The 24,941-nt window shown below is 73.5% G+C and carries 21 protein-coding genes and 1 riboswitch; of the genes, 15 read left to right on the top strand and 6 right to left on the bottom strand.

Features of this window, described 5'->3' with window-relative positions; genetic code table 11:
- Positions 1–175: 175 nt before the first annotated feature.
- On the top strand, positions 176–1,399 hold the full coding sequence (gene metK, locus AZE13_RS06640; protein ID WP_066927914.1) for a methionine adenosyltransferase: 1,224 nt from the start codon (positions 176–178) through the stop codon (positions 1,397–1,399).
- Positions 1,400–1,514: 115 nt separating this feature from the next.
- The gene (locus AZE13_RS06635) at positions 1,515–3,674 is read left to right on the top strand and encodes a primosomal protein N' (RefSeq protein ID WP_066927912.1); all 2,160 of its coding nucleotides are present in this window, start codon (positions 1,515–1,517) and stop codon (positions 3,672–3,674) included.
- Between the two features lie 176 nt (positions 3,675–3,850).
- Here the strand turns inward: AZE13_RS06635 and AZE13_RS06630 are convergent, their stop codons facing one another.
- Positions 3,851–4,423: a hypothetical protein gene (locus AZE13_RS06630; RefSeq protein ID WP_066927910.1), complete on the bottom strand. Its 573-nt coding sequence runs from the start codon at positions 4,421–4,423 to the stop codon at positions 3,851–3,853.
- A 251-nt stretch (positions 4,424–4,674) separates the two neighbouring features.
- On the opposite strand from AZE13_RS06630, the gene fmt reads away from it, so the two are divergent.
- From fmt to AZE13_RS06585, 9 genes are all read left to right on the top strand, one after another.
- Positions 4,675–5,622, top strand: coding sequence for a methionyl-tRNA formyltransferase (fmt, locus tag AZE13_RS06625; RefSeq protein ID WP_066927908.1), 948 nt, complete (start codon positions 4,675–4,677; stop codon positions 5,620–5,622).
- Between the two features lie 99 nt (positions 5,623–5,721).
- Complete coding sequence (locus AZE13_RS06620; RefSeq protein WP_066927906.1) at positions 5,722–7,161, top strand: RsmB/NOP family class I SAM-dependent RNA methyltransferase; 1,440 nt, start codon at positions 5,722–5,724, stop codon at positions 7,159–7,161.
- A gap of 78 nt (positions 7,162–7,239) precedes the next feature.
- Positions 7,240–7,923 (top strand): ribulose-phosphate 3-epimerase, encoded by a 684-nt coding sequence (gene rpe, locus AZE13_RS06615; protein ID WP_066927904.1) that lies wholly within the window; start codon positions 7,240–7,242, stop codon positions 7,921–7,923.
- Between the two features lie 234 nt (positions 7,924–8,157).
- Positions 8,158–9,174 (top strand): sugar-binding transcriptional regulator, encoded by a 1,017-nt coding sequence (locus AZE13_RS06610; RefSeq protein ID WP_066927903.1) that lies wholly within the window; start codon positions 8,158–8,160, stop codon positions 9,172–9,174.
- A gap of 86 nt (positions 9,175–9,260) precedes the next feature.
- A complete protein-coding gene (locus tag AZE13_RS06605; RefSeq protein WP_066927901.1) occupies positions 9,261–9,728 on the top strand; it encodes a ribonuclease domain-containing protein in 468 nt (155 codons plus the stop codon).
- The gene (locus AZE13_RS06600; protein ID WP_066927899.1) at positions 9,725–10,168 is read left to right on the top strand and encodes a barstar family protein; all 444 of its coding nucleotides are present in this window, start codon (positions 9,725–9,727) and stop codon (positions 10,166–10,168) included. Before AZE13_RS06605 ends, AZE13_RS06600 begins: the two co-directional genes overlap by 4 nt.
- A 167-nt stretch (positions 10,169–10,335) precedes the next feature.
- Positions 10,336–11,799 carry a GuaB1 family IMP dehydrogenase-related protein gene (locus tag AZE13_RS06595; RefSeq protein ID WP_066927898.1) on the top strand — a complete coding sequence of 488 codons (1,464 nt, stop codon included), beginning with the start codon at positions 10,336–10,338 and terminating at the stop codon, positions 11,797–11,799.
- A gap of 415 nt (positions 11,800–12,214) precedes the next feature.
- Positions 12,215–13,687: an amino acid permease gene (locus tag AZE13_RS06590; RefSeq protein ID WP_066927895.1), complete on the top strand. Its 1,473-nt coding sequence runs from the start codon at positions 12,215–12,217 to the stop codon at positions 13,685–13,687.
- 10 nt (positions 13,688–13,697) lie between these two features.
- Complete coding sequence (locus AZE13_RS06585) at positions 13,698–14,153, top strand: Lrp/AsnC family transcriptional regulator (RefSeq protein WP_066927893.1); 456 nt, start codon at positions 13,698–13,700, stop codon at positions 14,151–14,153.
- 32 nt (positions 14,154–14,185) lie between these two features.
- Here AZE13_RS06585 and AZE13_RS06580 read toward each other — a convergent pair whose 3' ends face one another.
- On the bottom strand, positions 14,186–14,722 hold the full coding sequence (locus AZE13_RS06580; RefSeq protein WP_066927891.1) for a nuclear transport factor 2 family protein: 537 nt from the start codon (positions 14,720–14,722) through the stop codon (positions 14,186–14,188).
- Between the two features lie 43 nt (positions 14,723–14,765).
- A complete protein-coding gene (locus tag AZE13_RS06575) occupies positions 14,766–16,193 on the bottom strand; it encodes an MFS transporter (protein ID WP_066927889.1) in 1,428 nt (475 codons plus the stop codon).
- A gap of 54 nt (positions 16,194–16,247) precedes the next feature.
- Here AZE13_RS06575 and AZE13_RS06570 point away from each other — a divergent pair, with 54 nt between their 5' ends.
- The 3 genes from AZE13_RS06570 to AZE13_RS06560 all read left to right on the top strand — a co-directional run bounded on the left by AZE13_RS06570 (position 16,248) and on the right by AZE13_RS06560 (position 19,942).
- Positions 16,248–17,225 carry a LysR family transcriptional regulator gene (locus AZE13_RS06570; RefSeq protein ID WP_079123760.1) on the top strand — a complete coding sequence of 326 codons (978 nt, stop codon included), beginning with the start codon at positions 16,248–16,250 and terminating at the stop codon, positions 17,223–17,225.
- A 101-nt stretch (positions 17,226–17,326) separates the two neighbouring features.
- Positions 17,327–18,124, top strand: coding sequence for a carbon-nitrogen hydrolase family protein (locus AZE13_RS06565; RefSeq protein ID WP_066927886.1), 798 nt, complete (start codon positions 17,327–17,329; stop codon positions 18,122–18,124).
- Positions 18,125–18,220: 96 nt separating this feature from the next.
- Positions 18,221–19,942: a flavin monoamine oxidase family protein gene (locus AZE13_RS06560; RefSeq protein WP_066927885.1), complete on the top strand. Its 1,722-nt coding sequence runs from the start codon at positions 18,221–18,223 to the stop codon at positions 19,940–19,942.
- A gap of 12 nt (positions 19,943–19,954) precedes the next feature.
- Here the strand turns inward: AZE13_RS06560 and AZE13_RS06555 are convergent, their stop codons facing one another.
- The 3 genes from AZE13_RS06555 to AZE13_RS06545 all read right to left on the bottom strand — a co-directional run bounded on the left by AZE13_RS06555 (position 19,955) and on the right by AZE13_RS06545 (position 23,312).
- Positions 19,955–20,884, bottom strand: coding sequence for an LLM class F420-dependent oxidoreductase (locus tag AZE13_RS06555; protein ID WP_066927883.1), 930 nt, complete (start codon positions 20,882–20,884; stop codon positions 19,955–19,957).
- A 161-nt stretch (positions 20,885–21,045) separates the two neighbouring features.
- Entirely contained in the window at positions 21,046–21,753 is a 708-nt protein-coding gene (locus tag AZE13_RS06550; RefSeq protein WP_066928527.1) for a DUF5995 family protein, read from the bottom strand.
- A gap of 185 nt (positions 21,754–21,938) precedes the next feature.
- Positions 21,939–23,312: a uracil-xanthine permease family protein gene (locus AZE13_RS06545; protein WP_066927881.1), complete on the bottom strand. Its 1,374-nt coding sequence runs from the start codon at positions 23,310–23,312 to the stop codon at positions 21,939–21,941.
- A gap of 218 nt (positions 23,313–23,530) precedes the next feature.
- A riboswitch (FMN riboswitch) is annotated at positions 23,531–23,661 on the top strand.
- A gap of 152 nt (positions 23,662–23,813) precedes the next feature.
- Here AZE13_RS06545 and ribD point away from each other — a divergent pair.
- Complete coding sequence (gene ribD / locus AZE13_RS06540; RefSeq protein ID WP_258527619.1) at positions 23,814–24,941, top strand: bifunctional diaminohydroxyphosphoribosylaminopyrimidine deaminase/5-amino-6-(5-phosphoribosylamino)uracil reductase RibD; 1,128 nt, start codon at positions 23,814–23,816, stop codon at positions 24,939–24,941.

The raw sequence follows: 24,941 nt of genomic DNA, 5'->3' as shown, positions 1-24,941 counted from the left end.
GGTGATCGTCCTACCGTAACGCGTGGTGTCCCAGGTCACGGGGGGTCGATAAATCGAGACCGTGTGCCCGAATGCCACAGACGACCGATAAACTGGCGAGTGGATCGGGCCGAGCGCAGCTCTCGGCCCTTCCGTCAATGATCAGCCAGCAGCCGCTGCAACCCCAGGGAGCGATGTGTCCCGCCGCCTGTTCACCTCGGAGTCCGTCACCGAGGGCCACCCCGACAAGATCGCTGACCAGATCAGCGACACCATTCTCGACGCGCTCCTGAAGGAGGACCCGACGTCCCGGGTCGCCGTCGAGACGCTGATCACCACCGGCCTGGTCCATGTGGCCGGTGAGGTGACGACCAAGGCATACGCCGACATCCCCAACCTCGTCCGTAACAAGATCCTGGAGATCGGTTACGACTCGTCCAAGAAGGGCTTCGACGGCGCGTCCTGCGGTGTCTCGGTCTCCATCGGTGCGCAGTCCCCGGACATCGCCCAGGGCGTCGACACCGCCCACGAGTACCGCGTCGACGGTGCCGCCGCAGGTGAGGACGCGGACGAGCTCGACCGGCAGGGCGCGGGCGACCAGGGCCTGATGTTCGGCTACGCGTGCGACGAGACCCCGGAGCTGATGCCGCTCCCGATCAACCTCGCGCACCGGCTCTCCCGCCGCCTCTCCGAGGTCCGGAAGAACGGCACCATCCCCTACCTCCGCCCCGACGGCAAGACCCAGGTCACCATCGAGTACGACGGCCACAAGGCCGTCCGCCTCGACACCGTCGTCGTCTCGTCGCAGCACGCCTCCGACATCGACCTCGACTCCCTGCTCGCGCCCGACATCCGCGAGTTCGTCGTCGAGCACGTCCTCAACCAGCTCGTCGAGGACGGCATCAAGCTGGACACCGACGGCTACCGCCTGCTGGTCAACCCGACCGGACGCTTCGAGATCGGCGGCCCGATGGGCGACGCCGGCCTCACCGGCCGCAAGATCATCATCGACACCTACGGCGGTATGGCCCGCCACGGCGGCGGCGCCTTCTCCGGCAAGGACCCGTCCAAGGTCGACCGCTCGGCCGCCTACGCCATGCGCTGGGTCGCCAAGAACGTCGTCGCGGCCGGCCTCGCCTCGCGCTGCGAGGTCCAGGTCGCCTACGCGATCGGCAAGGCCGAGCCGGTCGGCCTCTTCGTCGAGACCTTCGGCACCAACGCCGTCGACACCGACAAGATCGAGCAGGCCATCTCCGAGGTCTTCGACCTCCGCCCGGCCGCGATCATCCGCGACCTCGACCTGCTCCGCCCGATCTACGCCCAGACCGCCGCCTACGGCCACTTCGGCCGCGAGCTGGAGGACTTCACCTGGGAGCGCACCGACCGCGTGGACGCCCTGAAGAAGGCCGCGGGGCTGTAAGCAGCCGCGTACCGCCGCCTGATCCGACCCGGCCCCGGACCGCTCGACGGTCCGGGGCCGTGGGCTGTCCACAGCGCCCCGGCCGCTGTCAGTCCCGTCTGCTAAGACTGAAGCTGTGAGCAGGGAGAACGGGCGGGCGGAGGCATCGGAGGCCGGGGAGCAGCTGGCGCTGATCCGGGAGGCCGTGCGGGAACGGAAGGAGGACCGGGCCAGACCGCGGACGTGGCGGGGCGCGGAGCTGGCGGCGGAGCTGCCGGTGGCGCGGGTGCTGGTGGACAAGGGCCTGGTGCACCTGGACCGGTTCTTCGACTACGCCGTGCCCGCGGCGATGGACGCCGAGGCGCAGCCCGGGGTGCGGGTGCGGGTGCGGTTCGGGGCCGGGGAGAAGGGGGGCCGGCGGGAAGGGGGCAAGCTGGTCAGCGGGTTCATCGTGGAGCGGGCGGCACGGAGCGACTACCGGGGAGTGCTGGCGCCGGTCGCGCAGGTGCTGTCGCCGGAGCGGGTGCTGTCGCCGGAGCTGCTGGCGCTGTGCCGGGCGGTGGCGGACCGCTATGCCGGGACGTTGGCCGATGTGGTGCAGCTGGCGGTGCCGCCGCGCCGGGCGCGCGCCGAGGCCAAGCCGTCACCGGCCCCGTTGCCGCCCAACCCGCCCCCCGAAGCGGGGAGTTGGGCGCGTTACGGGGCGGGGGCCGGATTCCTGGCGGCGCTGACGCGCGGGGACGCGCCACGGGCGGTGTGGACGGCGCTGCCGGGGCCGACCTGGCCGCAGGAGCTGGCGCGGGCGGCGGCCGCGGCGCTGGCGGGCGGCCGCGGGGCGCTGGTGGTGGTGCCGGACGGCCGGGCCGCGGCACGCGTCGACACCGCGCTCCGCGAGCTGATCGGGGAGGGCCGCCATGTGCTGCTGACCGCCGATGCCGGGCCCGAGGAGCGGTACCGGCGCTGGCTGGCGGTGAGCCGGGGTGCGGTGCGCGGCGTCGTCGGGACCCGGGCGGCGATGTTCGCGCCGGTCGCCGGCCTCGGACTGGTGGCGCTGTGGGACGACGGCGACGCCAGCCACAGCGATCCGCACGCACCGCAGCCGCATGCCAGAGAAGTGCTCATCCAGCGGGCGGTGACCGAGCGGTCCGGGTTCCTGCTCGGCGGACTGAGCTGCACGGTCGAGGCGGCCCAGCTGGTCGAGTCGGGCTGGGCGCGCCCGCTGGCGGCGGACCGGGAACAGGTCCGGGCCGCCGCCCCGCTGGTCCGTACGGTCGGCGACGGCGACGAGGCACGGGACGCCGCCGCGCGGGCCGCCCGGCTGCCGACGATGGCCTGGCAGACGGTGCGGGACGGGCTCCGGCGCGGGCCGGTCCTGGTCCAGGTGCCGCGCCGTGGCTATGCGCCCCGGCTGGCGTGCGAGCGGTGCCGTACGCCGGCCCGCTGCCGGGCCTGCGCCGGACCGCTCCAGGCGCCGGCGGCGGGCGAGTTGAGCTGTGTGTGGTGCGGACGGCCGGAGCCCGGCTGGCACTGCGCCGAGTGCGGCGGCGGGCGGCTGCGGGCCCAGGTCGTGGGCGCCCGGCGGACGGCGGAGGAGCTGGGCCGGGCGTTCCCGGCGGTCCCGGTGCGCACGTCGGGGCGGGACCATGTCCTGACGACGGTGCCCGACGCGCCCGCCCTCGTGGTGAGCACGCCCGGAGCCGAGCCGGTGGCCGAGGGCGAGGGCTACGCGGCCGCGCTGCTGCTGGACGGCTGGGCGCTGCTCGGACGGCCGGACCTGCGGGCCGGGGAGGAGGCGCTGCGCCGCTGGCTGGCCGCCGCGGCGCTGGTCCGGGGCCAGCCGGCGGGCGGCGCGGTCGCGGTGATCGCGGAACCGACACTCCGTCCGGTGCAGGCGCTGGTGCGCTGGGATCCGGCCGGCCACGCGGTCCGCGAACTGGCCGAGCGGGCCGAGCTGGGGTTCCCCCCGGTGTCCCGGATGGCGTCGGTGGCCGGCCGCGGCGAGGACGTGGCCGAGCTGTTGCGGACCGCGGAACTCCCGGCCGGAGCAGAGGTGCTGGGGCCGGTTCCGCTGCCGGCCCCCGACCCCGGGCGGCCGCGCCGTCCGGGCGACCCTGCCCCGGCCTCCGGCCGGGGGCACCCCCGGCCCGGCGAGGAGTGGGAACGCGCGCTCGTACGGGTCCGCCCCGGCCAGGGGGCGGCCCTTGCCGCGGCGCTCAAGGCGGCACGCGTGGCGCGGCTGGTCAAGCGGGAGGGGGAGGCGGTACGGGTACGGATCGATCCGCTGGATCTGGGCTGAGCCCGCGGGCGCCGGGCAGCGGGTACGGCGCAGCGGGCACGGCGCCGCCCCGGGCCCGGAACGGCAAAGCGGTCCCGGGGCGCTGGCGAGCGGTGCGAGGAGCCGCGCCCGGCAGGCCGGTGCGAGGAGCCGTGCGCGGTAGGCCGTGTGAGGGGCCGCGGCCAGTGGGGGAGTGGTCAGCCGTGGCGGGGGCCGGGGAAGGCGCCCGGGCGGGCCGGTTCGTCGCGGGACGCCCCCGAGGGCTGGGTGGGCATGGAACGGGCGGCGGGCACGGACGGGGTGCCCGGCAGCCCCGAGGCCATGGTCACCGCGCGGGGCGAGGGCGAGGCCGAGGAGGCGGGAGGTTCCGCTGTCCGTACCGCCGACTCGCCGCCGCTGTTGTCGGCAGCCGGCTGCGCGGCCGCCCTGCGGGCACCGTAACGGCGGTGCACCGCCTGCTTCGTGACGCCGAGCGCCGAGCCCACCGCGTCCCAGGAGAACCCCAGCGAGCGGTCGAAGTCGACCGCGGCGGTGACGAGCGTCTCGACGCTGTCCCGTAGCTCCTGGGCAAGACGCACGGTCGGCGCGGGCGCGCGCCCGTAGACGACGAAGCCCGCGGAGGGGCCCGTACGCCGCGGCCGGTAGACGTTGCCGAGCTGAGCGGTCAGTGTGCGCAGCGCGTCCACCTGCCGGCGGACCCGCTCGATGTCCCGCACCAGGAGATGCAGGCTGGCGCGCGCCTGGGCGTCGTGGGTTGCGTGGTCGGCCATGAGCAAGCCTCTCGAACCGGCGTGGAAAAGGTATCGGTGAAAGCGAGCGGGCCGCCAAAGCGGCCCGGTCGTAGGTCAATGCTGTTTGACCAACGCGACAGCAGCGGCTCTGGTCACGGTATGGGGGCGTGCGAGATCCCATACGGGGCGCGGGAATTCTCGTACGCCCCCTGGGCGCACCGCCGGAGCCTGGACCGAGGACCCTAGACTGGTCCGTCGTTCCGCTGCGTGTGAGAGGTAGACCGCCACCCATGAGGCTTGTCTTCGCCGGCACCCCCGAGGTCGCCGTACCCGCCCTCGATGCCCTGATCGCCTCCGACCGGCACGAGGTCGTGGCCGTCGTGACCCGGCCCGACGCGCCCGCCGGGCGTGGCCGGCGGCTGGTCGCCAGCCCCGTCGCGGAGCGCGCCGAGGAGGCCGGCATCGAGGTGCTCAAGCCCGCCCGGCCGCGCGACGAGGACTTCCTCGACCGGCTGCGGGAGATCGCGCCGGACTGCTGCCCGGTGGTCGCCTACGGCGCGCTGCTGCCGAAGGCCGCGCTCGACATCCCCGCGAAGGGGTGGGTGAATCTGCACTTCTCGCTGCTGCCCGCGTGGCGGGGCGCGGCGCCCGTGCAGCACTCGGTGCTCGCGGGCGACGAGGTGACCGGAGCCTCGACCTTCCGGATCGAGGAGGGGCTGGACTCCGGCCCGGTCTACGGGGTGTTGACGGAGGAGGTCCGGCCGACGGACACCAGCGGCGATCTGCTCACCCGGCTGGCGTTCGCCGGCTCCGGGCTGCTCGTCGCGACGATGGACGGCATCGAGGACGGCACCCTTGAGGCCGTCCCGCAGCCGGCCGACGGCGTCACCCTCGCACCGAAGATCGAGGTCGAGGACGCCAAGGTGGACTGGACGGCGCCGGCGCTCCGCGTCGACCGGCTGATCCGCGCCTGCGCGCCCGCGCCCGGCGCCTGGACGCTCTTCCGTGGCGAGCGCCTCAAGCTGATGTCCGCCACCCCCGCCGCCGGCCACACCGGACCCGACCTCGCGCCCGGCGAACTCGCCGTCACGAAGAAGGCGGTGTACGTCGGCACCGGCAGCCACCCGGTCGAACCGCTCTGGGTCCAGCCGCAGGGCAAGAAGCCGATGAAGGCGGCGGACTGGGCACGCGGCGTCCGCATCACGGCGGGGGAGCGGCTGGGCGACCAGGGCGCGTGAGAAGTGCCGCCCGCTCCTCGCCGGGCCCCGGGCGCTCGCGTCTCCCGGCCCGCGTAGGCTGGGACGGAACCCCCCTCTCGTATCCGGAGCACCTTTTCTGTGAGCCAGCAGCCGCCCCGCCGTCACGGCACCCGTAAGCCCTATCGCCGCCCCAAGAAGGACCCGGTACGGATCCTCGCGTTCGAGGCGTTGCGGGCCGTCGACGAGCGGGACGCCTATGCGAACCTCGTCCTGCCGCCGCTGCTGCGCAAGGCGCGCGAGGGCGGCGACTTCGACAGCCGGGACGCCGCGCTGGCCACGGAGCTGGTGTACGGGTCGCTGCGGCGCCAGGGGACGTACGACGCGATCCTCGCGCGGTGCGTGGACCGGCCGTTGCGCGAGGTGGACCCGCCGGTCCTGGACGTGCTGACGCTCGGCGCGCACCAGCTGCTCGGCACCCGGATCCCCACCCACGCCGCGGTCAGCGCGACCGTCGAGCTGGCCCGGGTGGTGCTGGGCGACGGGCGGGCCAAGTTCGTCAACGCGGTGCTGCGCAAGGTCGCGGCCGAGGACCTGGACGGCTGGCTGGCGCGGGTCGCCCCGGACTACGACGAGGACCCCGAAGAGCACCTCGGCATCGTGCACGCCCACCCCCGCTGGATCGTCTCGGCGCTGTGGGACGCGCTCGGCGGCGGCCGGGCCGGGATCGAGGACCTGCTGGCGGCGGACAACGAGCGGCCCGAGGTGACCCTGGTGGCGCGCCCCGGCCGGGCCACCGCGCAGGAGCTGCTGGCCGCGGCCGGCGAGGACGGCGCGCTGCCCGGCAACTGGTCGCCGTACGCGGTGCGGCTCGCGGAGGGCGGCGAGCCCGGCGCGCTGGACGCGGTCCGTGAGGGGCGCGCCGGGGTCCAGGACGAGGGCAGCCAGCTGGTCGCGCTCGCGCTGGCGAACGCGCCCGTCGAGGGCCCGGACCGCACCTGGCTCGACGGCTGCGCGGGCCCCGGCGGCAAGGCGGCCCTGCTGGCCGCCCTCGCGGCGGAGCGCGGTGCCGCGCTGCTGGCGTCCGAGAAGCAGCCGCACCGGGCCCGGCTGGTGGCGCGGGCGCTGGCCGGCAACCCCGGCCCGTACGCGGTGATCGCCGCCGACGGCACCCGCCCCGCCTGGCGCCCCGCTGCCTTCGACCGGGTTCTGGTGGATGTGCCGTGCACCGGGCTGGGCGCGCTGCGCCGGCGGCCGGAGGCGCGCTGGCGCCGCCGCCCCGAGGACCTCGACGGCTTCGCCCCGCTGCAGCGCGCGCTGCTGCGGGAGGCGCTCGCCGCCGTACGGGTCGGCGGCGTGGTCGGCTATGCGACCTGCTCGCCGCACCCGGCCGAGACCCGGGCCGTGGTGGAGGACGTCGTCAAGGGCCGCGGCGGGCCGGCGGTGGACGTGGAGTGGGTCGACGCCCGGCCGCTGCTGCCCGGCGTGCCGGACCTCGGCGAAGGACCGGACGTCCAGCTGTGGCCGCATCTGCACGGCACCGACGCGATGTACCTGGCACTGCTGCGCCGCACCGGCTGAGTACGGCCGGCGCACCGGCTCCCGTCCTGGTCCCCTCCCGCCTCCGGCGGCGCCGGACCGGGACGCCATACTGGTGGCATGGCCTTGATCAACCCCAGCATCCTGTCCGCGGACTTCGCCCGCCTCGCCGAGGAGGCGAAGGCCGTCGAGGGCGCCGACTGGCTCCACGTCGACGTCATGGACAACCACTTCGTCCCCAACCTCACCCTCGGCGTGCCGGTCGTCGAATCGCTGAGCAGGGCGACGGACACCCCGCTCGATCTGCATCTGATGATCGAGGACCCGGACCGCTGGGCGCCGCAGTACATCGAGGCCGGGGCCGGGTCGGTGACCTTTCACGCGGAGGCGGCGGCCGCGCCGGTGCGGCTGGCGCGGGAGATCCGGGCCAAGGGCGCGCGGGCGTCGATGGCGCTCAAGCCGGCCACGCCGATCGAGCCGTACGAGGACCTGCTGCCCGAGCTCGACATGCTGCTGATCATGACGGTGGAGCCCGGCTTCGGCGGCCAGGCGTTCCTGGACATCATGCTGCCCAAGATCCGCCGCACCCGTGAGCTGATCTCCAAGCACGGCCTGGAGCTGTGGCTCCAGGTGGACGGCGGGGTCTCCGACGCCACCATCGAGCGGTGCGCCGAGGCGGGCGCCGATGTGTTCGTGGCCGGCTCCGCGGTCTACGGCGCGGACGACCCGGCCAAGGCGGTCCGCGACCTTCGTGCGAAGGCCGAATCGGCGACCGCGGCGGCGGGCTGGGGCTGCGCGCACTGATCCCGGGATCCGGGGCGGTGGAAACCAGGGGTGGCGGGTCGGCCGGGTCCGGCCACCGGTGGTCCTCTCGTGGCGGGGCCGTGCCACGGATTGTCCGTGGCGCCACCCAGTGTTCACGAGCGTCGGGGCGCCGTTGGTCCCCGTTGCCCTCGGGTTTCTGAAAGGATGAGCAAAGACTCGATCAGGTGCGCAAAAGGGGAGAATTTCGTGGTAGCCAGCCGCCCGCAGTCGGGTATGGGCCCTGCCGAGCTGGTGCAGGCTGCGGCCATGGCCCGCCGCTTCTATCTCGAGGGCAAGTCGAAGATCCAGATCGCGGAGGAGTTCGGCGTCAGCCGGTTCAAGGTCGCGCGGGTGCTGGAGACGGCGCTGGAGCGTGATCTCGTACGGATCGAGATCCGGGTGCCCTCCGAACTGGACGCCGAGCGCTCCGACGCCCTGCGGGCCCGCTACGGCCTGCGGCACGCCGTGGTCGTCGAATCGCCCGCGGACGCTCCCCCCGCCTTCGGCGGCCAGACGCCGCCCGAGGACGCCGCCGACCCCGAGAACCTCGGTGAGGTCGCCGCCGACCTGCTCGGCGAGCTGGTCACCGAGGGCGATGTGCTCGGGCTCGCCTGGGGCCGTTCGACCATCCACATGGCGGCCGCGCTGCACCGGCTGCCGCCGTGCACGGTCGTGCAGCTGACCGGCGTGTACGACGCCGGCACCGCCGACCGCGGCTCGGTCGAGGCGGTGCGCCGCGCCGCCGATGTCTCCGGAGGCGAGGCGCACCCGATCTACGCGCCGATGCTGCTGCCCGACCCGGCGACCGCCGAGGCGCTGCGCCGGCAGACCGGGATCGCCCGCGCCTTCGAGTACTTCGACAAGGTCACCGTCGCCTGTGTCTCCATCGGCTCCTGGGAGCCGGGCGTCTCGACCGTCTACGACATGCTGACGGAGGAGGAGCGGGAGCACTACGCCTCGCTGGGCGCCGCCGCCGAGATGTCCGCGCACCTCTTCGACGCCGAGGGCCGCCGGATCGGACGGGACCTGGGCGAGCGGTGCATCACCGTCGAAGCGGACCGGCTGCGCCGGATCCCCGAGGTCGTCGCCATCGCGGGCGGCCGGCGCAAGGCCGCGGCGATCGGCGCGGTGCTCCGCTCCGGCCTGGTGACGAGCCTGGTCACGGACACCGCGGCGGCCGATCACCTGCTGCTGGAGACCGGCCCCGGGCCGCGTCCCGCCCTGGACCGCGCGGACCCGGACGGATCGTGACGCCCGGGTGGCCGGGGCCGCCGCCCGGCCACCCCTCAGGCGCCCACCGGCGGGCAGCCGCCGCGGGCCTGTGACAGCATCGGCCCATGATGATCCACTCCGCCCCGCGGCGCACCGCCGCCGTCCTCGCCGCGCTGCTCGCCGGACTGCTCCTCGTCCTGAGCGGATGCACCACCGGCGGTGCGGACAAGGGGAGTTCGCCCCGGCCGCCGCGGGCCACCGCCACCGGCGGCAGCGCCGCGCCGGGCACCTCCGGTGTGCCGGACTGGGCGCGCGGCATACCGGTCATCCAGGCCGACCGGCTGCCCGTCCAGGCCCGCGAGACCCTCCGGCTGATCGATGCCAACGGGCCCTTTCCGTACCGGCAGGACGGGACCGTCTTCGGCAACCACGAGCGGCTGTTGCCCCGTCAGCCGCGCGGCTACTACCACGAGTACACGGTCCCCACGCCCGGCTCCCGGGACCGCGGCGCCCGCCGCCTCGTCACCGGCAAGAGCCACGAGACCTACTACACCGACGACCACTACCGATCGTTCAGGGCGGTGCTGCGATGACGGAGTCCGTTCCCCGGCCGCTGGCCGCGGTGCTGGCCGGGCGTACGCCGCCGGGCGTGCTGACCTGGCCCGCCGGCCGGCCGGTGGCGGATGCGCTGCAGGCCGCGCGGGACGCCGGCTGGCGCGGCGCGGCCCTGGATCTGGCGGGGACGGCCGACAAGGCCGCGTTCATGGAACGGTGCGCCCGCTCGCTGCGGCTGCCGGACTGGTTCGGCCGCAACTGGGACGCGCTCGCCGACTGCCTCACGGATCTGTCCTGGTGCCCGGCCGGCCGCGGCCGGCTGCTGGTCGTCACGGGCTGGCAGGACTACGCGGCCGCCGCACCCGACGACTGGAGCATCGTGGAGTCCGTACTGGCCGACGCGGTGGGCTACTGGCGCGACACCGACACCGGACTGGCCGTGATCATGGCCAGGGGAGGGGGCCGCCGGGGGGCGTAGGGCCTGTCCGATGGGCCCACGCGGACCCATCGGACAGGCCCTAGGGCCCTCCGGCCGCCCGGCCCCGGTGCCGGAGGCCCGCGTACCTCCTTGGCGGATCGCACACACGCCCCCGGGGCGGCTCGGACAATCGTATGAGCCCAAGGCAGGGCCCGTATCCTGGCCTTATGCGATTCCTCAATCCGAAGAACGGCGCGCTCGAAGAGAGTTCTTCGGTGCCCTACGACTTGACCTACGACGATGTGTTCATGGTGCCCAGCCGCTCCGCCGTGGGCTCCCGCCAGGGTGTGGACCTCTCCGCGCCCGACGGCACCGGCACCACCATCCCCCTCGTGGTCGCCAACATGACGGCGATCGCCGGCCGGCGGATGGCCGAGACCGTCGCCCGCCGTGGTGGCCTGGTCGTCATCCCGCAGGACATTCCGCTCGATGTCGTCACCGACGTCGTGACCTGGGTCAAGCGCCGTCACCTGGTACTGGACACGCCGATCGTGCTCTCCCCGGTCGCGACGGTCGCCGACGCGCTGGCGCTGCTGCCCAAGCGGGCACACGGCGCGGGCATCGTCGTGGAGGGCGGCCGCCCGGTCGGTGTCGTCACCGAGCACGACCTGGCCGGGGTGGACCGCTTCACCCAGGTCTCCGAGGTCATGTCGAAGGACCTGCTGGTCCTGGACGCGGACATCGACCCGCGTGAGGCGTTCAACCGCCTCGACGCCGCCAACCGCAAGCTCGCGCCCGCGGTCGACGAGAACGGCATGCTGGTCGGCATCCTCACCCGCAAGGGCGCCCTGCGCGCCACCCTGTACACCCCCGCCGTGGACGCCAACGGCAAGCTGCGGATCGCCGCCGCCGTCGGCATCAACGGCGATGTGGCCGGCAAGGCCCAGGCGCTGCTGGACGCCGGCGTGGACACCCTCGTCATCGACACCGCGCACGGTCATCAGGAGACGATGATCGAGGCGATCAAGAAGGTGCGGGCGCTGGACCCGCAGGTGCCGATCGTGGCCGGCAACATCGTCGCCGCCGAGGGCGTCCGCGACCTGATCGAAGCCGGTGCGGACATCATCAAGGTCGGCGTCGGACCGGGCGCGATGTGCACCACCCGCATGATGACCGGCGTCGGCCGGCCGCAGTTCTCCGCGGTGCTGGAGTGCGCCGCCGAGGCCAGGAAGTACGGCAAGCACGTCTGGGCCGACGGTGGGGTGCGCCACCCGCGCGACGTCGCCATGGCGCTGGCCGCCGGTGCGTCCAACGTCATGATCGGCTCCTGGTTCGCCGGCACGCTGGAGTCGCCCGGCGACCTCCAGCACACCGCCGACGGCCGCCCGTACAAGGAGAGCTTCGGTATGGCCTCCGCCCGTGCGGTGCAGCGCCGGACGAGCGAGGAGTCGGCGTACGACCGGGCCCGCAAGGCGCTGTTCGAGGAGGGCATCTCCACCTCGCGGATGTTCGTCGACCAGGCGCGCCCCGGCGTCGAGGACCTGATCGACTCGATCATCGCCGGTGTCCGCAGCTCCTGCACCTACGCGGGCGCGGCCTCCCTGGAGGAGTTCGCCGAGAAGGCCGTCGTCGGCGTGCAGAGCGCCGCCGGCTACGCCGAGGGCAAGCCGCTGCACGACAGCTGGAGCTAGTACTCCGACAGGCAGCAGCTGCCCCGGCAGGCAGCGCCCGCCCCGCCGGCCCCGCACCGACCACTCGGTGCGGGGCCGGTCGCGTATCCGGTCGTGTATCCGGTCCCGGACGCCGGGTGACCATGGCGTCCACCCCTTGGACGCGCCATCCGGGGGCCGTCCGGGCTCCGCCCGACCGGTGCCCGAAACGCAACGAACATCCGCTCTTCGCGCTGGTGCGCAACGATCGTCCGTGGTTGCGCAAGGAACCTGCATTACGGCAGCTCAGCGGCGCCCCGTAAGGTCTGCGCTAAGTACGTGGAGTGGCGGCGACCGCCTGCTCGGCGGTCATCGGCGTAGGCTGCCCCGGCATGCCCGCGTACGGATCGCTGCCGGTGGCCGTCATCCGACTGGCAGCGATTAAGGAGCCACCTCAGTGTTGGAGCACGGCGCAGCCCCGCCCCCAGGGGACACCAACACCGAACCGCCCGCCCCCGGAGCCGTCGGCACCGGGCTGATGCGGCGCAAGCCGGTCGAGCGGCTGGTCGCCGAGAGCGGCAAGGGGCAGGGGGGCTCGCTCCGCCGCACGATGGGCGTCTGGCAGCTGACCATGATCAGCATCGGCGCCACCCTCGGCACCGGAATCTTCGTCGTGCTCGGCAATGCCGTCCCGGTCGCCGGTCCCGCCGTCGTCATCTCCTTCGTCCTGGCCGGCGTCACCGCGCTGTTCTCGGCGCTGTCGTACGCGGAGCTGGCCGGCACCATCCCGGTCTCCGGATCCTCGTACTCCTACGCCTACGCCACCCTCGGTGAGCTGGTCGCCTGGGTCTGCGGCTGGTGTCTGATCCTCGAGTACGGCGTCTCGGTCGCGGCCGTCGCGGTGGGCTGGGGCGAGTACCTCAACGAGCTGCTGGACGGCGTCTTCGGCTTCACCATCCCCGATGCGCTGGCCGCGCCGCCCGGTGGCGGCGGCATCTTCAACCTGCCGGCGCTGCTGGTGGTGCTGCTGGCGATGGTCTTCCTGCTGGGCGGGGCCAAGGAGAGCGCCCGGGCCAACACGATCATGGTGGTCGTCAAGATCGCCGCGCTGCTGCTGTTCTGCGGCGTCGCCGTGCAGGGCGTGCGCTCCGGGAACTACGCCAACTTCATGCCGCTGGGCATCATGGGGGTCAGCGGCGCGGCCGCGACCCTGTTCTTCTCGTACATCGGCTTCGACGCGGCGTCCACGGCCGGCGAGGAGGCCAAGAACCCGCAGCGTGACCTGCCGCGCGCGATCATGCTGTCGCTGGTCATCGTCACCGCGCTGTACTGCCTGGTCGCGGCGGTGGCCGTGGGGGCGATGCCGTGGCAGAAGTTCGAGGGCTCGGAGGCCGCGCTCGCCGGGATCCTGAAGGCGGTCACCGGCCAGAGCTGGTGGGCGGTGCTGCTCGCGTTCGGTGCGGTGATCGCCATCGCCAGCGTCGTCCTCACCGTGCTCTACGGCCAGACCCGCATCCTCTTCGCGATGTCCCGGGACGGTCTGGTGCCCAGGGTGTTCTCCAAGGTGCACGCCAGGACCGGGGTGCCGCGCGTCAACACCGTGCTCGTCTCGCTGTTCTGCGGTGTGCTGGCCGCGGCGGTGCCGCTGGGCGAGCTGGCGGACGCCACCAGCATCGGTACGCTCTTCGCCTTCGCGCTGGTCAATGTGGCGGTCATCGTGCTGCGCCGCACCCGCCCCGACATGCCGCGGAGCTTCCGCACCCCGCTCGCCCCGCTCTTCCCGGCGGTCGGCTTCCTGCTCTGCCTCTACATGATGAGCAGCCTGCGCGTGGTCACCTGGGTGGTCTTCGGTGTCTGGATGGCGGTGGGCCTTGTGATCTACTTCGGTTACGGCTCGCGCCGCTCCCGATTGGCCACATCAGAGAAGTGATCCACCCGCAGTGCGACTGAACGATCTCGACGAACGCATCGTCCACGCCCTCGCCGAGGACGCCCGCCGCAGCTACGCCGACATCGGCCAGGAGGTCGGGCTCTCCGCCCCGGCCGTCAAACGGCGGGTGGACCGGCTGCGGGCCGACGGTGCCATCACCGGCTTCACCGTACGGGTGGACCCGGCGGCCCTCGGCTGGGAGACCGAGGGGTACATCGAGGTCTACTGCCGCCGCAACACCTCGCCCGAGGCGATCCACCGCGGCCTGTCGCGCTACCCGGAAGTGGCGTCCGCCTCCACCGTGACCGGTGAGGCGGACGCCCTCGTCCAGGTCTTCGCCTCCGATATGCGGCACTTCGAGCGGGTGCTGGAGCGGATCGCGGGCGAGCCGTTCGTCGAACGGACCAAGTCCGTCCTGGTGCTGTCGCCGCTGCTCCGCCGCTTCAGCTCGGGCGCGCCGGGCTGACCTCTCCGCCGCGCCCGGCCCGGCCGTCCGGCTCAGTCGGCCGGGCCCAGGCCGGCCGGCAGCCGCGGCGGTGTCCCCTGCGTCCAGACGATGCGCAGCGACGAGGCGGCGATCCGCCAGCCGTCCGCGGTCCGCACCAGCTCGTGATCGACGTGGCCGGCGGACACGAAGACCTCCCCGGATCCCCCCGTCCGCCTGGATCCTCCGGATCCCCCCGTCCGCCCGGATCCCCCGGATCCCCCGGAGCCGTCGGCGAGGACATGGGTGCTCAGCTGGGCGCCGCGGGCGGTGGCCCGGTCGCCGTCGATCTCGATGACCGCGTTGGTGCCCAGGTGGACGGTCCGGTCGAACAGGGCCATCCCCCGCCGGACGTGGTCCAGCAGGGCGTTGCGCCCGCGGACGGTACCGATCGGCATCTCGGCGGTGACGTCCTCCGTGTGGAAGGCGCGGGCCCAGCTCTCGTCGAACCGCCCCTCGTCCAGGGAGCGCAGATAGCGGTCCAGCAGATCGGCGATCTCGGCCCGGTCGGTCAGGTACCGCAGCTGGAGCCGCGTCGTTTCGGTGGTCATGGCGTTCATGGCGGAGAGCCTGCTGCCTCAAGCGCGCTTGAGGTCAAGGCCGGGTTCTGCGGATGAGGCCGGTGACCACGACGGTGCCCAGGACGAGCACCACGCCCGCCGCGATCCGGTAGCCCAGCGCCGCGGCGTCGGCGAAGGCGGCCGCCGCCGCGGTGCCGTCGCCGGTGCCCGCGGTGAAGCGCACGGACAGCACCGTGCCGACGACCGCGATCCCCAGCGCCGCGCCCAGCTCCCGGGCCGCGCCCTGGAGTCCGGACCCCATGCCCGCGCGCCGGGGCGGCACGGAGGCCACGATCGCCTGCGACAGGATCGGCATCGCCAGCCCCGCCCCGGCCGACAGCATCAGGAGGAACACCAGATAGCGCGGGTACGGGGTGCCGGCGTCGGCGGTCGACAGGAGCAGCAGTCCGGCCGCGATCAGCACCAGCCCCGCCCCCACGGCCGGGGCTTCACCGGCCCGCTGCGCCCAGCGCAGCCCGTACCGCGTCATCGCCATCATCCCGAAGGCCAGCGGCACGATCGCCCACCCGGTCTGCAGCGGTGAGTAGCCCTTGACGTACTGGAGGAACTGGGCGTTGACGTAGAACAGCGCGAACATCCCGAAGAACGTCACGGCGATACCGAGGGCGCCGGCCCGCAGCCGCGGCAGCCGGAACAGCCGGGGGTCGAGCACCGGGTGCGCGGCCCGCAGTCCGTGCCGTACGAACACCGCGAAGAGCACCAGGGCGAGGGCGAAGGCGCCGGTCACCGCGGCCGAGGTCCAGCCCAGGCCCGGGCCTTCGATGATGCCGAAGAGCAGCGCCCCCGCCCCGAGGACCAGCAGCGCCGAACCGGGCAGGTCGAGCACCGCCGTCTGCCGCGGCACCCGCGGCGCGGCCGAGGCGACCCAGACCAGCAGGACCGGACCGAGCAGGACGTACGCCCAGAACAGCCCCTGCCAGGGCAGGTACTGGAGGATCAGCGCACCGCCCGCGTTGCCCGCCATTCCGCCGATGCCCAGCGCCGCGCTCCAGGCGGCCACCGCCCCGGCCCTGCGGTCCGGCGGTGTGGTGTGCAGAAGGACGGACATGGTCGCCGGGACCAGCAGGGCGGCGCCCGCACCGGAGAGCGCGCGGCCCGCCAGCAGCACCGGAAGCGCCGGTGCCAGCGCGCTCAGCAGCGCACCTGCCGCGAAGACGCCGAGGCCGGTCAGCAGGACGCCCTTCCGCCCGAACCGGTCGCCGAGGGCGCCGGCCGGGATCAGCAGCCCCGCGAAGACCAGGACATAGCTGTCGACGATCCACAGCAGCTGGGAGGCGGACGGATGCAGTCCGCTCGCGGCGATCTTGGGTATCGCCAGGTTCATCGCGGCCACCAGCGACTGGGCGACCAGCACACAGGCGCACATCGCCGCCGTCACCGAGCGGCGTCCGGCGCGCGGGCCGGCGGCCAGGGCGGGGGAGGGAGTCATGGTCGAGGTCATGGCCGGGACGCTAGAGTCCGGGTTGAATAACCTCAAATGCAAGGTGTGCACTCCATGATTGCGCGAAACGCAAACATCGACCTCAACCTGCTGACGGCGCTGGACGCCCTGCTCGAGGAGGAGAGCGTGACCGCGGCGGCCGACCGGCTCGGGCTCTCCGGCCCGGCCATGAGCCGCGCCCTCGGCCGGATCCGCCGCACGGTCGGCGACCCGGTCCTGGTCCGTGCCGGCCGCCGGATGGTGCCCACCCCGCGCGCCCGGGAGATCCGGGCCGAGGTCCGCCGGCTGGTGGAAGCGGCACACGGCGTGCTGGCCCCCGCGGCGCCCGCCGACCCGGCCCGGCTGGCCCGGACCTTCACCCTCACCGCCAACGACCTCCTGGTCACCTCCCTCGGCCCGCGGCTGGTGGCCCTCGCCGCAGAGGAAGCGCCGCAGGTCGTCCTGCGCTTCCTCGGCGAGAGCCACGTCGATGTGCCGATGCTCCGCGAGGGCGCCGCGGACCTGGAGCTGGGCGTCATCGACAGCCCCGAACCGGAGATCCGCAGGGAGCTGCTGTTCACCGACCGCCCGGTGGCGGTGGTGCGCGCCGGCCACCCGCTGACCACGGGCAGGCTCACCCCGCGGCGCTACGCCGACGCCCCGCACATCAACTCCAGCCGCCGCGGCCGGCTGACCGGGCCCATCGACACCGCGCTCGGCGAACTCGGACTGCGCCGCAAGGTCATCGCCACCGCTGCCACGTTCGCCGCCGCCCTGCTGATGGTCCGCGACAGCGACGCGGTCGGCATGGCGAACGAGGTGACCGCGGCCACCACCGTCCGCAGCCTGGGCCTGTGCGTCCTGCCGATCCCGCTCGACCTGCCGCCGATGCCCATGGAGATGGCCTGGCACCCGCGTCAGGAGGCCGACGCCGGGCACCGCTGGCTGCGCGAGCTGGTCCGGCGGGCCGTCACCGAGCTGACGGGTGCCCGCCCGACCTGCGAGAACGCCGCGCGCAATGAATCGCCGCGGAGCCGCTTGAACGCGCAATGAATCGGCCGTCGGCACGCAACGGTGGCGCCTTGTCCGGCATCGGCGGCGCCCCGTACCGTCAATGCGTCCCGCCGCCCGCACCTGTTCCGCCGAGGGGTCCCATGACGTCGCTGCACACCGCCCTGCTCCAGAGTTCGGGGCAGCCCGGCGACGTCGCACACAATCTTCGGGTGCTCGACGACGCGGCCCGCACGGCCGCCGCGCACGGCGCCGGACTGCTGGTCACGCCCGAGATGTTCCTCACCGGGTACGCCATCGGCGACGACGTCCCCCGGCTCGCCGAGCCCGCCGACGGTGACGCGGCGCGCGCCGTCGCCGAGATCGCGGTACGCCACGGCCTCGCCGTCGCCTACGGCTTCCCCGAGCGCGACGGGGCGACGGTGTACAACGCGGTCCAGCTGATCGGCCCGGACGGGCAGCGCCTGGCCACGTACCGCAAGACGCACCTCTTCGGCTGCTTCGAGCGCGAGTGGTTCACCCCGGGCGACCGGCCCGTCGTCCAGGCCGAGCTGGGCGGCCTCCGCATCGGCCTGATGATCTGCTACGACGTGGAGTTCCCGGAGAACGTCCGCGCGCACGCCCTCGCCGGCACCGACCTGCTGCTGGTGCCCACCGCGCAGATGCACCCGTTCCAGTTCGTCGCCGAATCGCTGGTGCCGGTCCGCGCCTTCGAGAACCAGATGTACATCGCGTACGTCAACCGCACCGGCCCGGAAGGGGAGTTCGAGTTCGTCGGTCTCTCCACACTGGCCGGCCCGGACGGCGTCGCCCGGGCCCGGGCCGGCCGCGGCGAGGAACTCGTCTACGCCGACGCCGACCCCGAGTACCTCGCCGCCTCGCGCGCGCACAACCCCTACCTGCGCGACCGCCGCCCCGGCCTGTACGCGTCCCTCGCCTGACCCCTCCCCGCTCCCCGCCCCGCCTCCCCCTCTCCACGTCCCTCCCCCTCCCCACCAGCTCCACCGTCAGCTTCCCGCGCAAGGAGTCCCTGCCCCATGACGTCCACGGTGCCCCCCGCCGTCCCGCACACCGACGGCCAGCCGCCGATCACCATGTTCGGCCCGGACTTCCCCTACGCGTACGACGACTTCCTCGCCCACCCGGCGGGCCTCGGCCAGATACCGGCGACCGAGCACGGCGCCGAGGTGGCGGTCGTCGGCGGCGGCCTCTCCGGCATCATCACCGCGTACGAGCTGATGAAGATGGGCCTGAAGCCCGTCGTCTACGAGGCCGACCGGATCGGCGGCCGGCTGCGCACCGTCGGCTTCGACGGCTGTGCCGCCGCGGGTGACGAAACCGAGCTCAACTGCGAGCTGGGCGCGATGCGCTTCCCGCCGTCCTCCACCGCTCTCCAGCACTACATCGACCTGGTCGGCCTGGAGACGAAGCCCTTCCCCAACCCCCTTGCCGAGGCGACGCCTTCGACCGTCGTCGACCTCAAGGGCGAGTCGCACTACGCCGAGACCATCGACGACCTGCCGCAGGTCTACCGGGACGTCGCCGACGCGTGGAACAAGTGCCTCGACGAGGGCGCCGACTTCTCCGACATGAACCGGGCCATGCGCGAGCGCGACGTCCCGCGCATCCGGGAGATCTGGGCGAAGCTCGTCGAGAAGCTGGACAACCAGACCTTCTACGGCTTCCTCTGTGAATCCGAGGCCTTCACGTCCTTCCGGCACCGCGAGATCTTCGGCCAGGTCGGCTTCGGCACCGGCGGCTGGGACACCGACTTCCCCAACTCGATCCTGGAGATCCTGCGGGTCGTCTACACCGAGGCCGATGACCACCACCGCGGTATCGTCGGCGGCTCCCAGCAGCTGCCGCAGCGCCTGTGGGAGCGGGAGCCGCGGAAGATCGTGCACTGGGCGCCGGGCACCTCGCTGTCGTCGCTGCACGGCGGCGCGCCCCGCCCGGCCGTGACCCGGCTGCACCGCACCGCCGGCAACCGCGTCACCGTCACGGACGCCTCCGGCGACATCCGCTCGTACCGCGCGGTGGTCTTCACCGCCCAGTCGTGGATGCTGCTGTCCAAGATCGACTGCGATGACGAGCTGTTCCCGATCGACCACTGGACGGCGATCGAGCGCACCCACTACATGGAGTCCAGCAAGCTCTTCGTGCCGGTCGACCGGCCGTTCTGGCTGGACAAGTCCGTCGACGACAAGGGGGAGCCAACCGGGCGGGACGTCATGTCGATGACGCTGACCGACCGGATGACCCGCGGCACCTATCTGCTGGACAACGGACCGGACCGGCCCGCCGTCATCTGCCTGTCGTACACCTGGTGCGACGACAGCCTCAAGTGGCTTCCGCTGGACGCGAACGAGCGGATGGAGGTGATGCTGAAGTCGCTGGGCGAGATCTATCCGAAGGTCGACATCCGCAAGCACATCATCGGCAACCCGGTCACCGTGTCCTGGGAGAACGAGCCCTACTTCATGGGCGCGTTCAAGGCCAACCTGCCGGGCCACTACCGCTACCAGCGGCGCCTGTTCACCCACTTCATGCAGGACCGCCTCCCCGAGGACAAGCGCGGCATCTTCCTCGCCGGTGACGACATCTCCTGGACCGCGGGCTGGGCCGAGGGCGCCGTGCAGACCGCGCTCAACGCCGTATGGGGCGTGATGCACCAGCTCGGCGGCGCCACCGACCCGACCAACCCGGGTCCCGGCGATGTCTACGACGAGATCGCCCCGGTCGAGCTGCCCGAGGACTGAGCCCCGGAGAGATCAGACCCCGGCCGCCCGGGCCGCCGTGTACACCTCCGCCGCGAGATCCGTCAGCTCCGCGGCGTCCCGGGCCCGGCCCTGCAGATCGATGAGGATCTCCTCCACGCCCACCGCGGCGTGCGTGGCCAGGTCCTCGGAGATCTGCTCGGCACTGCCCTGGAACGGGCGGCGGCTGCCGCCCCGGTACGGGGCGTGGGTGTGCTGGGCGTTGGCCCGCACCACACACCGCACCGGCTCCTCGCGGCCCCGTTCGGCGGCCAGCTCCCGCAGCCGCCGCCACTGCTCGGCGAGCTGCTCGGCGCCAGCGCCGACCGGCATCCAGCCGTCCGCCCGGTCGACCAGGCGGCGCCGCGCCCGCGCGCTGGTGGCGGGCAGCAGGATGGGGATCGGCCGCTTCGGCTTGGGGCCGACGACGGACGGGGCGATGGCCGTCAGCGCCCCCTCGTACGCGACCGGGTCCGGGCCCCACACCGCGCGGCAGACGTCGATCACCTCGTCGAGGACCGCGCCGCGCCGCTCGAACGGGGCGACCGCGGCGGCCGCGTACTCGTCCAGCGACCAGCCCGTGCCCAGGCCCGCGACCACCCGGCCGCCGCTCGCCGCGTCCAGCGAGGCGAGGCCGCGGGCCAGCTGGAACGGGACATGCAGCGGGGCGATCAGGACGCTGGTGCCGAGCTGGGCCCGCTCGGTGGCCGTGGCGGCCAGCGCCAGCGTCACCAGCGGGTCGGCGACCGCGCGGTACTGGTCGGGCCAGGGCAGGCCCGGAATCCCGAACAGCCCCTGGGTGGCGGGCTCGGGGAACAGGATCCGCTCGAAGACCCAGAGGCTCTCGTAGCCGGTCCGCTCCGCGGCCCGCGCCACCTCGGGAACGTCCCGTCCGATGTCGTACTGCCGCGTCTGCGGAAGGCTCAGACCGAGTCGGATGGCCACGCCGCACTCCTTCGTCTCAGGTTTCCCCGGCTGTCCAGGGTGCCCTCTCCCTCGTCCGAGGTTCCCCTCGGCTGTCTCCGGCACCTCCAGGGCAACGTACCCTCGGCGTAGGGAAGTTCAGAGGTGACATGTCGGGGCGGCGGGCCGCACGGCGGCCCTGGTCACCCGGGCAGCGGCGTCAGCAGCATCCGGCCCACCAGGCCCACCCCGGCGTCCAGCCGCTCGGTGAACTCCTCCGTCACCTTCGGCAGGCCGCGCACGCACCACAGCGCCCGGGCCGCCACCCAGGCACCGTCCCGGGCCTTGTCCAGGCTCCAGGACCCGATCAGATGCGTCAGCGGATCGGCGACTTCCAGCACGTCGGGGCCGGGCATCAGCTGCTCGCGGATCCGCTCCTCCAGGCCGGTCAGTACCCCGCCCACCCGGTCGAAGTCGGTCTCCAGCGCGTCCGGTTCGCACTCCAGCGCCCGGCAGGTGTCCAGCACCGCCAGCGCCAGGTCATGGCCGATGTGGGCGTTGATCCCGGCCAGCGCGAACTGCAGCGGACGCACCCCCGGGTGGCGGCGCAGCTGGAACAGCGGCCGCCAGCAGGCGGGCGGCCGCCGCCCCGCCGTCGCGGCGTCCACCGCGTCGAAGTAGCGCCGCCCGAACCGGACGTCCAGCTCACCGGCGGCCCGCGCGTCCTCGAAGGCGCCGCGCTCGACGCGCCGCGCCACCTCCTCGGTGACGGTCAGATAGACGCTGTTGAAGACGGCCACTCCGTCCCCGGCGGGCAGCGCCGCGTCCAGCGCCCGCATCCGCGCCAGTACGTCCGCGATGCCGCGAGCGGGGGGAGAGGCGGGAGAGGGGGGAGCGGCAGCAGCGGCCATGGTGTCCGCCGGCCCGTGGCCGCCGTCGTCGTCACCGCGTTCCCGGTCCGTCGATTCCTGAGATGTCGTCATCCGCCCAGCGTGTCAGCGGGACGACGGGCATCCGCCGGTGGCCGGACGGCGTTGACCGGAACGGGGTAATGTCCGGCGTGCCCTCTTGTGGCCCGGAGTCCGTCAGAAGCGCCCTACGCCTTGTCGTACGACGAGGTGCCCTCGTCCAGCAGCGGCGGCTGGGTCTTCAGGTGCGCGGGGGCCAGGGCGCGCAGGACGTGGTAGCCGGTGAGCACCACGATCGTGCCGAGCGCGATACCGCTCAGCTCGAAGTGGTCGCCGAGGCGCAGGCTGACGCCGCCGATGCCGATGATGATGCCGGCGGCGACCGGGACGAGGTGCACCGGATTGCGCAGATCCACCTTGTTGTGCACCCAGATCTGGGCACCGAGGAGGCCGATCATGCCGTACAGGATGACGGTGATACCGCCCAGCACCCCGCCGGGTATCGCGGCCACCACCGCGCCGAACTTCGGGCACAGTCCGAAGAGCAGGGCGAAGCCGGCCGCCGCCCAGTAGGCCGCGGTGGAGTAGACCCGGGTCGCCGCCATCACGCCGATGTTCTCGGAGTAGGTGGTGTTGGGCGGGCCGCCGAGCGCCGTGGAGAGCACCGAGGCCGCACCGTCCGCGGAGATCGCGGTGCCGAGCTTGCCGTCCAGCCGGTCACCGGTCATCTCCCCGACCGCCTTGACGTGCCCGGCGTTCTCCGCGACCAGCGCGATCACCACGGGCAGTGCGACCAGGACCGCCGACCACTGGAAGCTCGGACCGTGGAGGTGCGGCAGGCCGATCCAGTCGGCCTGGCCGACGGCGGAGAAGTCCAGCCGCCAGTGGTCGGTGACCTTCCCCGCCCCGTCCACCGAGTGGATCATGCCGAAGACCCGGTCGAAGAGCCAGGAGACGGCGTAGCCGAAGACCAGTCCGAGGAAGATCGCGACACGGGACCAGAAACCGCGCAGACACACCACGGCACCCCCGGTGACCAGCATGGTCAGCAGCGCCACCCACTGGTCCTGCGGCCAGTACGTCCGCGCCGTCACCGGCGCCAGGTTGAAGCCGATCAGCATCACCACCGCGCCGGTGACCACCGGCGGCATCGCGGCGTGGATGATCCGCGCCCCGAACCGCTGCACGGCCAGCCCGACCAGGAACAGCGCCACACCGACCGCCAGCACCGCACCGGTCACCGTCGCACTGGTGCCGCCCTGCGCCCGGATCACCGCGGCGACCCCCACGAACGACAGCGAACAGCCCAGGTACGAGGGCACCCGGCCGCGCGTCGCCAGCAGGAAGATGACCGTCGCGACACCGGACATCATGATCGCGAGGTTGGGGTCGAGCCCCATCAGCACCGGGGCGACGAAGCTCGCGCCGAACATGGCCACGACATGCTGGGCGCCCAGGCCCACCGTCCGCGGCCACGACAGCCGCTCATCCGGTCTGACCACGGCCCCCGGGGCCGGGTTGCGCCCGTCGCCGTGCACGGTCCAGCGCACACCGAGGCCCATGACTGCTCCAGTTCTCCATGACGGTTGTCCAGGACGGCGGTGATCCGTCCGCACGAGGTATGACCGTCCACACGGGATGACCGGACACACGGGGATGACCGGGCAATGTTAGAGCGACGTCAGAACGCACTCGCGAGCTGTGAGGCAGCCCACAGCGGCTCGCTCGCATGGGCCGCGATCGGCCGTGGCAGACTGAGGCTGTACTGACATAAGAGCAGCAGCGCACTCCGGGGTCGGTGTAATTCCGAACCGGCGGTAACAGTCCGCGACCCGTCCGCCGCCAGCGGCCGGTTGAGCAGGTGGAATTCCTGCACCGACGGTGAAAGTCCGGATGGGAGGCAGTGCGCGGCGGGCGAGCTTCGGTACACCGCCGTCGGCGGCGCGTCCGGTCGTTCTCCGGGCGGGCCTCGCCGTACACCCGTGGTGTCCCCGTCGCTCCGTTTCCGCTTCTGTCGTATCCGACAGCCCCGGAGTCCGTGCCCGAAGAGGCAGGAGGACCCGGTGGCCGCCCGAGCCCCCGTCGAGACCGCGGCGATGCGCCGAGCCATCGAGCTCGCCGCGCGCGGCCTGGGACACACCAGCCCCAACCCCGTGGTCGGCTGTGTCGTCCTGGACCCCGGTGGCCGTACCGTCGGCGAGGGCTGGCACCAGCGCGCCGGCGGCCCGCACGCCGAGGTCCACGCCCTGCGTGCCGCGGGCGAACGCGCCCGGGGCGGCACCGCGGTGGTCACCCTCGAACCCTGCAACCACACCGGCCGCACCGGCCCCTGCGCCCGGGCGCTGATCGACGCCGGGATCGCCCGCGTCGTCTACGCCGTCTCCGACCCCACCCCGGCCGCCACCGGCGGCGCCGTCACCCTCGCCGAGGCCGGTGTCGACGTCGAGGGCGGACTGCTCGCCGACGAGGCGGCGGCCGGCAACGAGGCCTGGCTGACCGCCGTCCTGCGCCGCCGCCCCTTCGTGCTGTGGAAGTACGCCGCCACCCTCGACGGCCGGATCGCCGCCGCCGACGGCACCAGCCGCTGGATCTCCTCGCCCGAGTCACGCGCCGACGTGCACCGGCTGCGGGCCGCCGCGGACGCCGTGATCGTCGGCTCCGGCACCGCCCGCGCCGACGATCCGCAGCTCGGCGCCCGCATCAGCGGGCTGTCCGACGACGAGATCAGCCAGCCGCTGCGGGTCGTCGTCGACTCCGGCGCCACCGCCGTCAAGGCCGGCGCCCGCGTCCTGGACGGCACCGCGCCGACCCTCATCGCGGTCGCCGAGGACGCCGACGCCGCCCACCTCGAAGGCCTCGCCCCGCTGCTGCGGCTGCCGCGCGCCGCCGACGGGCGCGGCCTGTCCATCCCCGCCCTCCTCCAGGCCCTGTACGAGCGCGACGTCCGCTCCGTGCTCCTCGAAGGCGGGCCCACGCTCGCCGGGGCCTTCCTCGCCGCCCAGGCCGTCGACAAGGTCGTCGGCTACCTCGCGCCGGTGCTGCTCGGCGCCGGACCGGCCGCCGTCGGCGACGCCGGAATCACCACCATCGCCCAGGCGTTGCGGCTCGAAGTGACCGGCACCGAACGGCTCGGCCCCGATCTCCGCATCACCGCCACGCCTCTCCGCCACTCCCGCCACGAGGAGAACTGA

The sequence above is a fragment of the Streptomyces sp. NBRC 110611 genome (genome assembly GCF_001590865.1).
Classification (GTDB): domain Bacteria; phylum Actinomycetota; class Actinomycetes; order Streptomycetales; family Streptomycetaceae; genus Streptomyces.
This window is presented reverse-complemented; position numbering and strand designations above follow the sequence as displayed.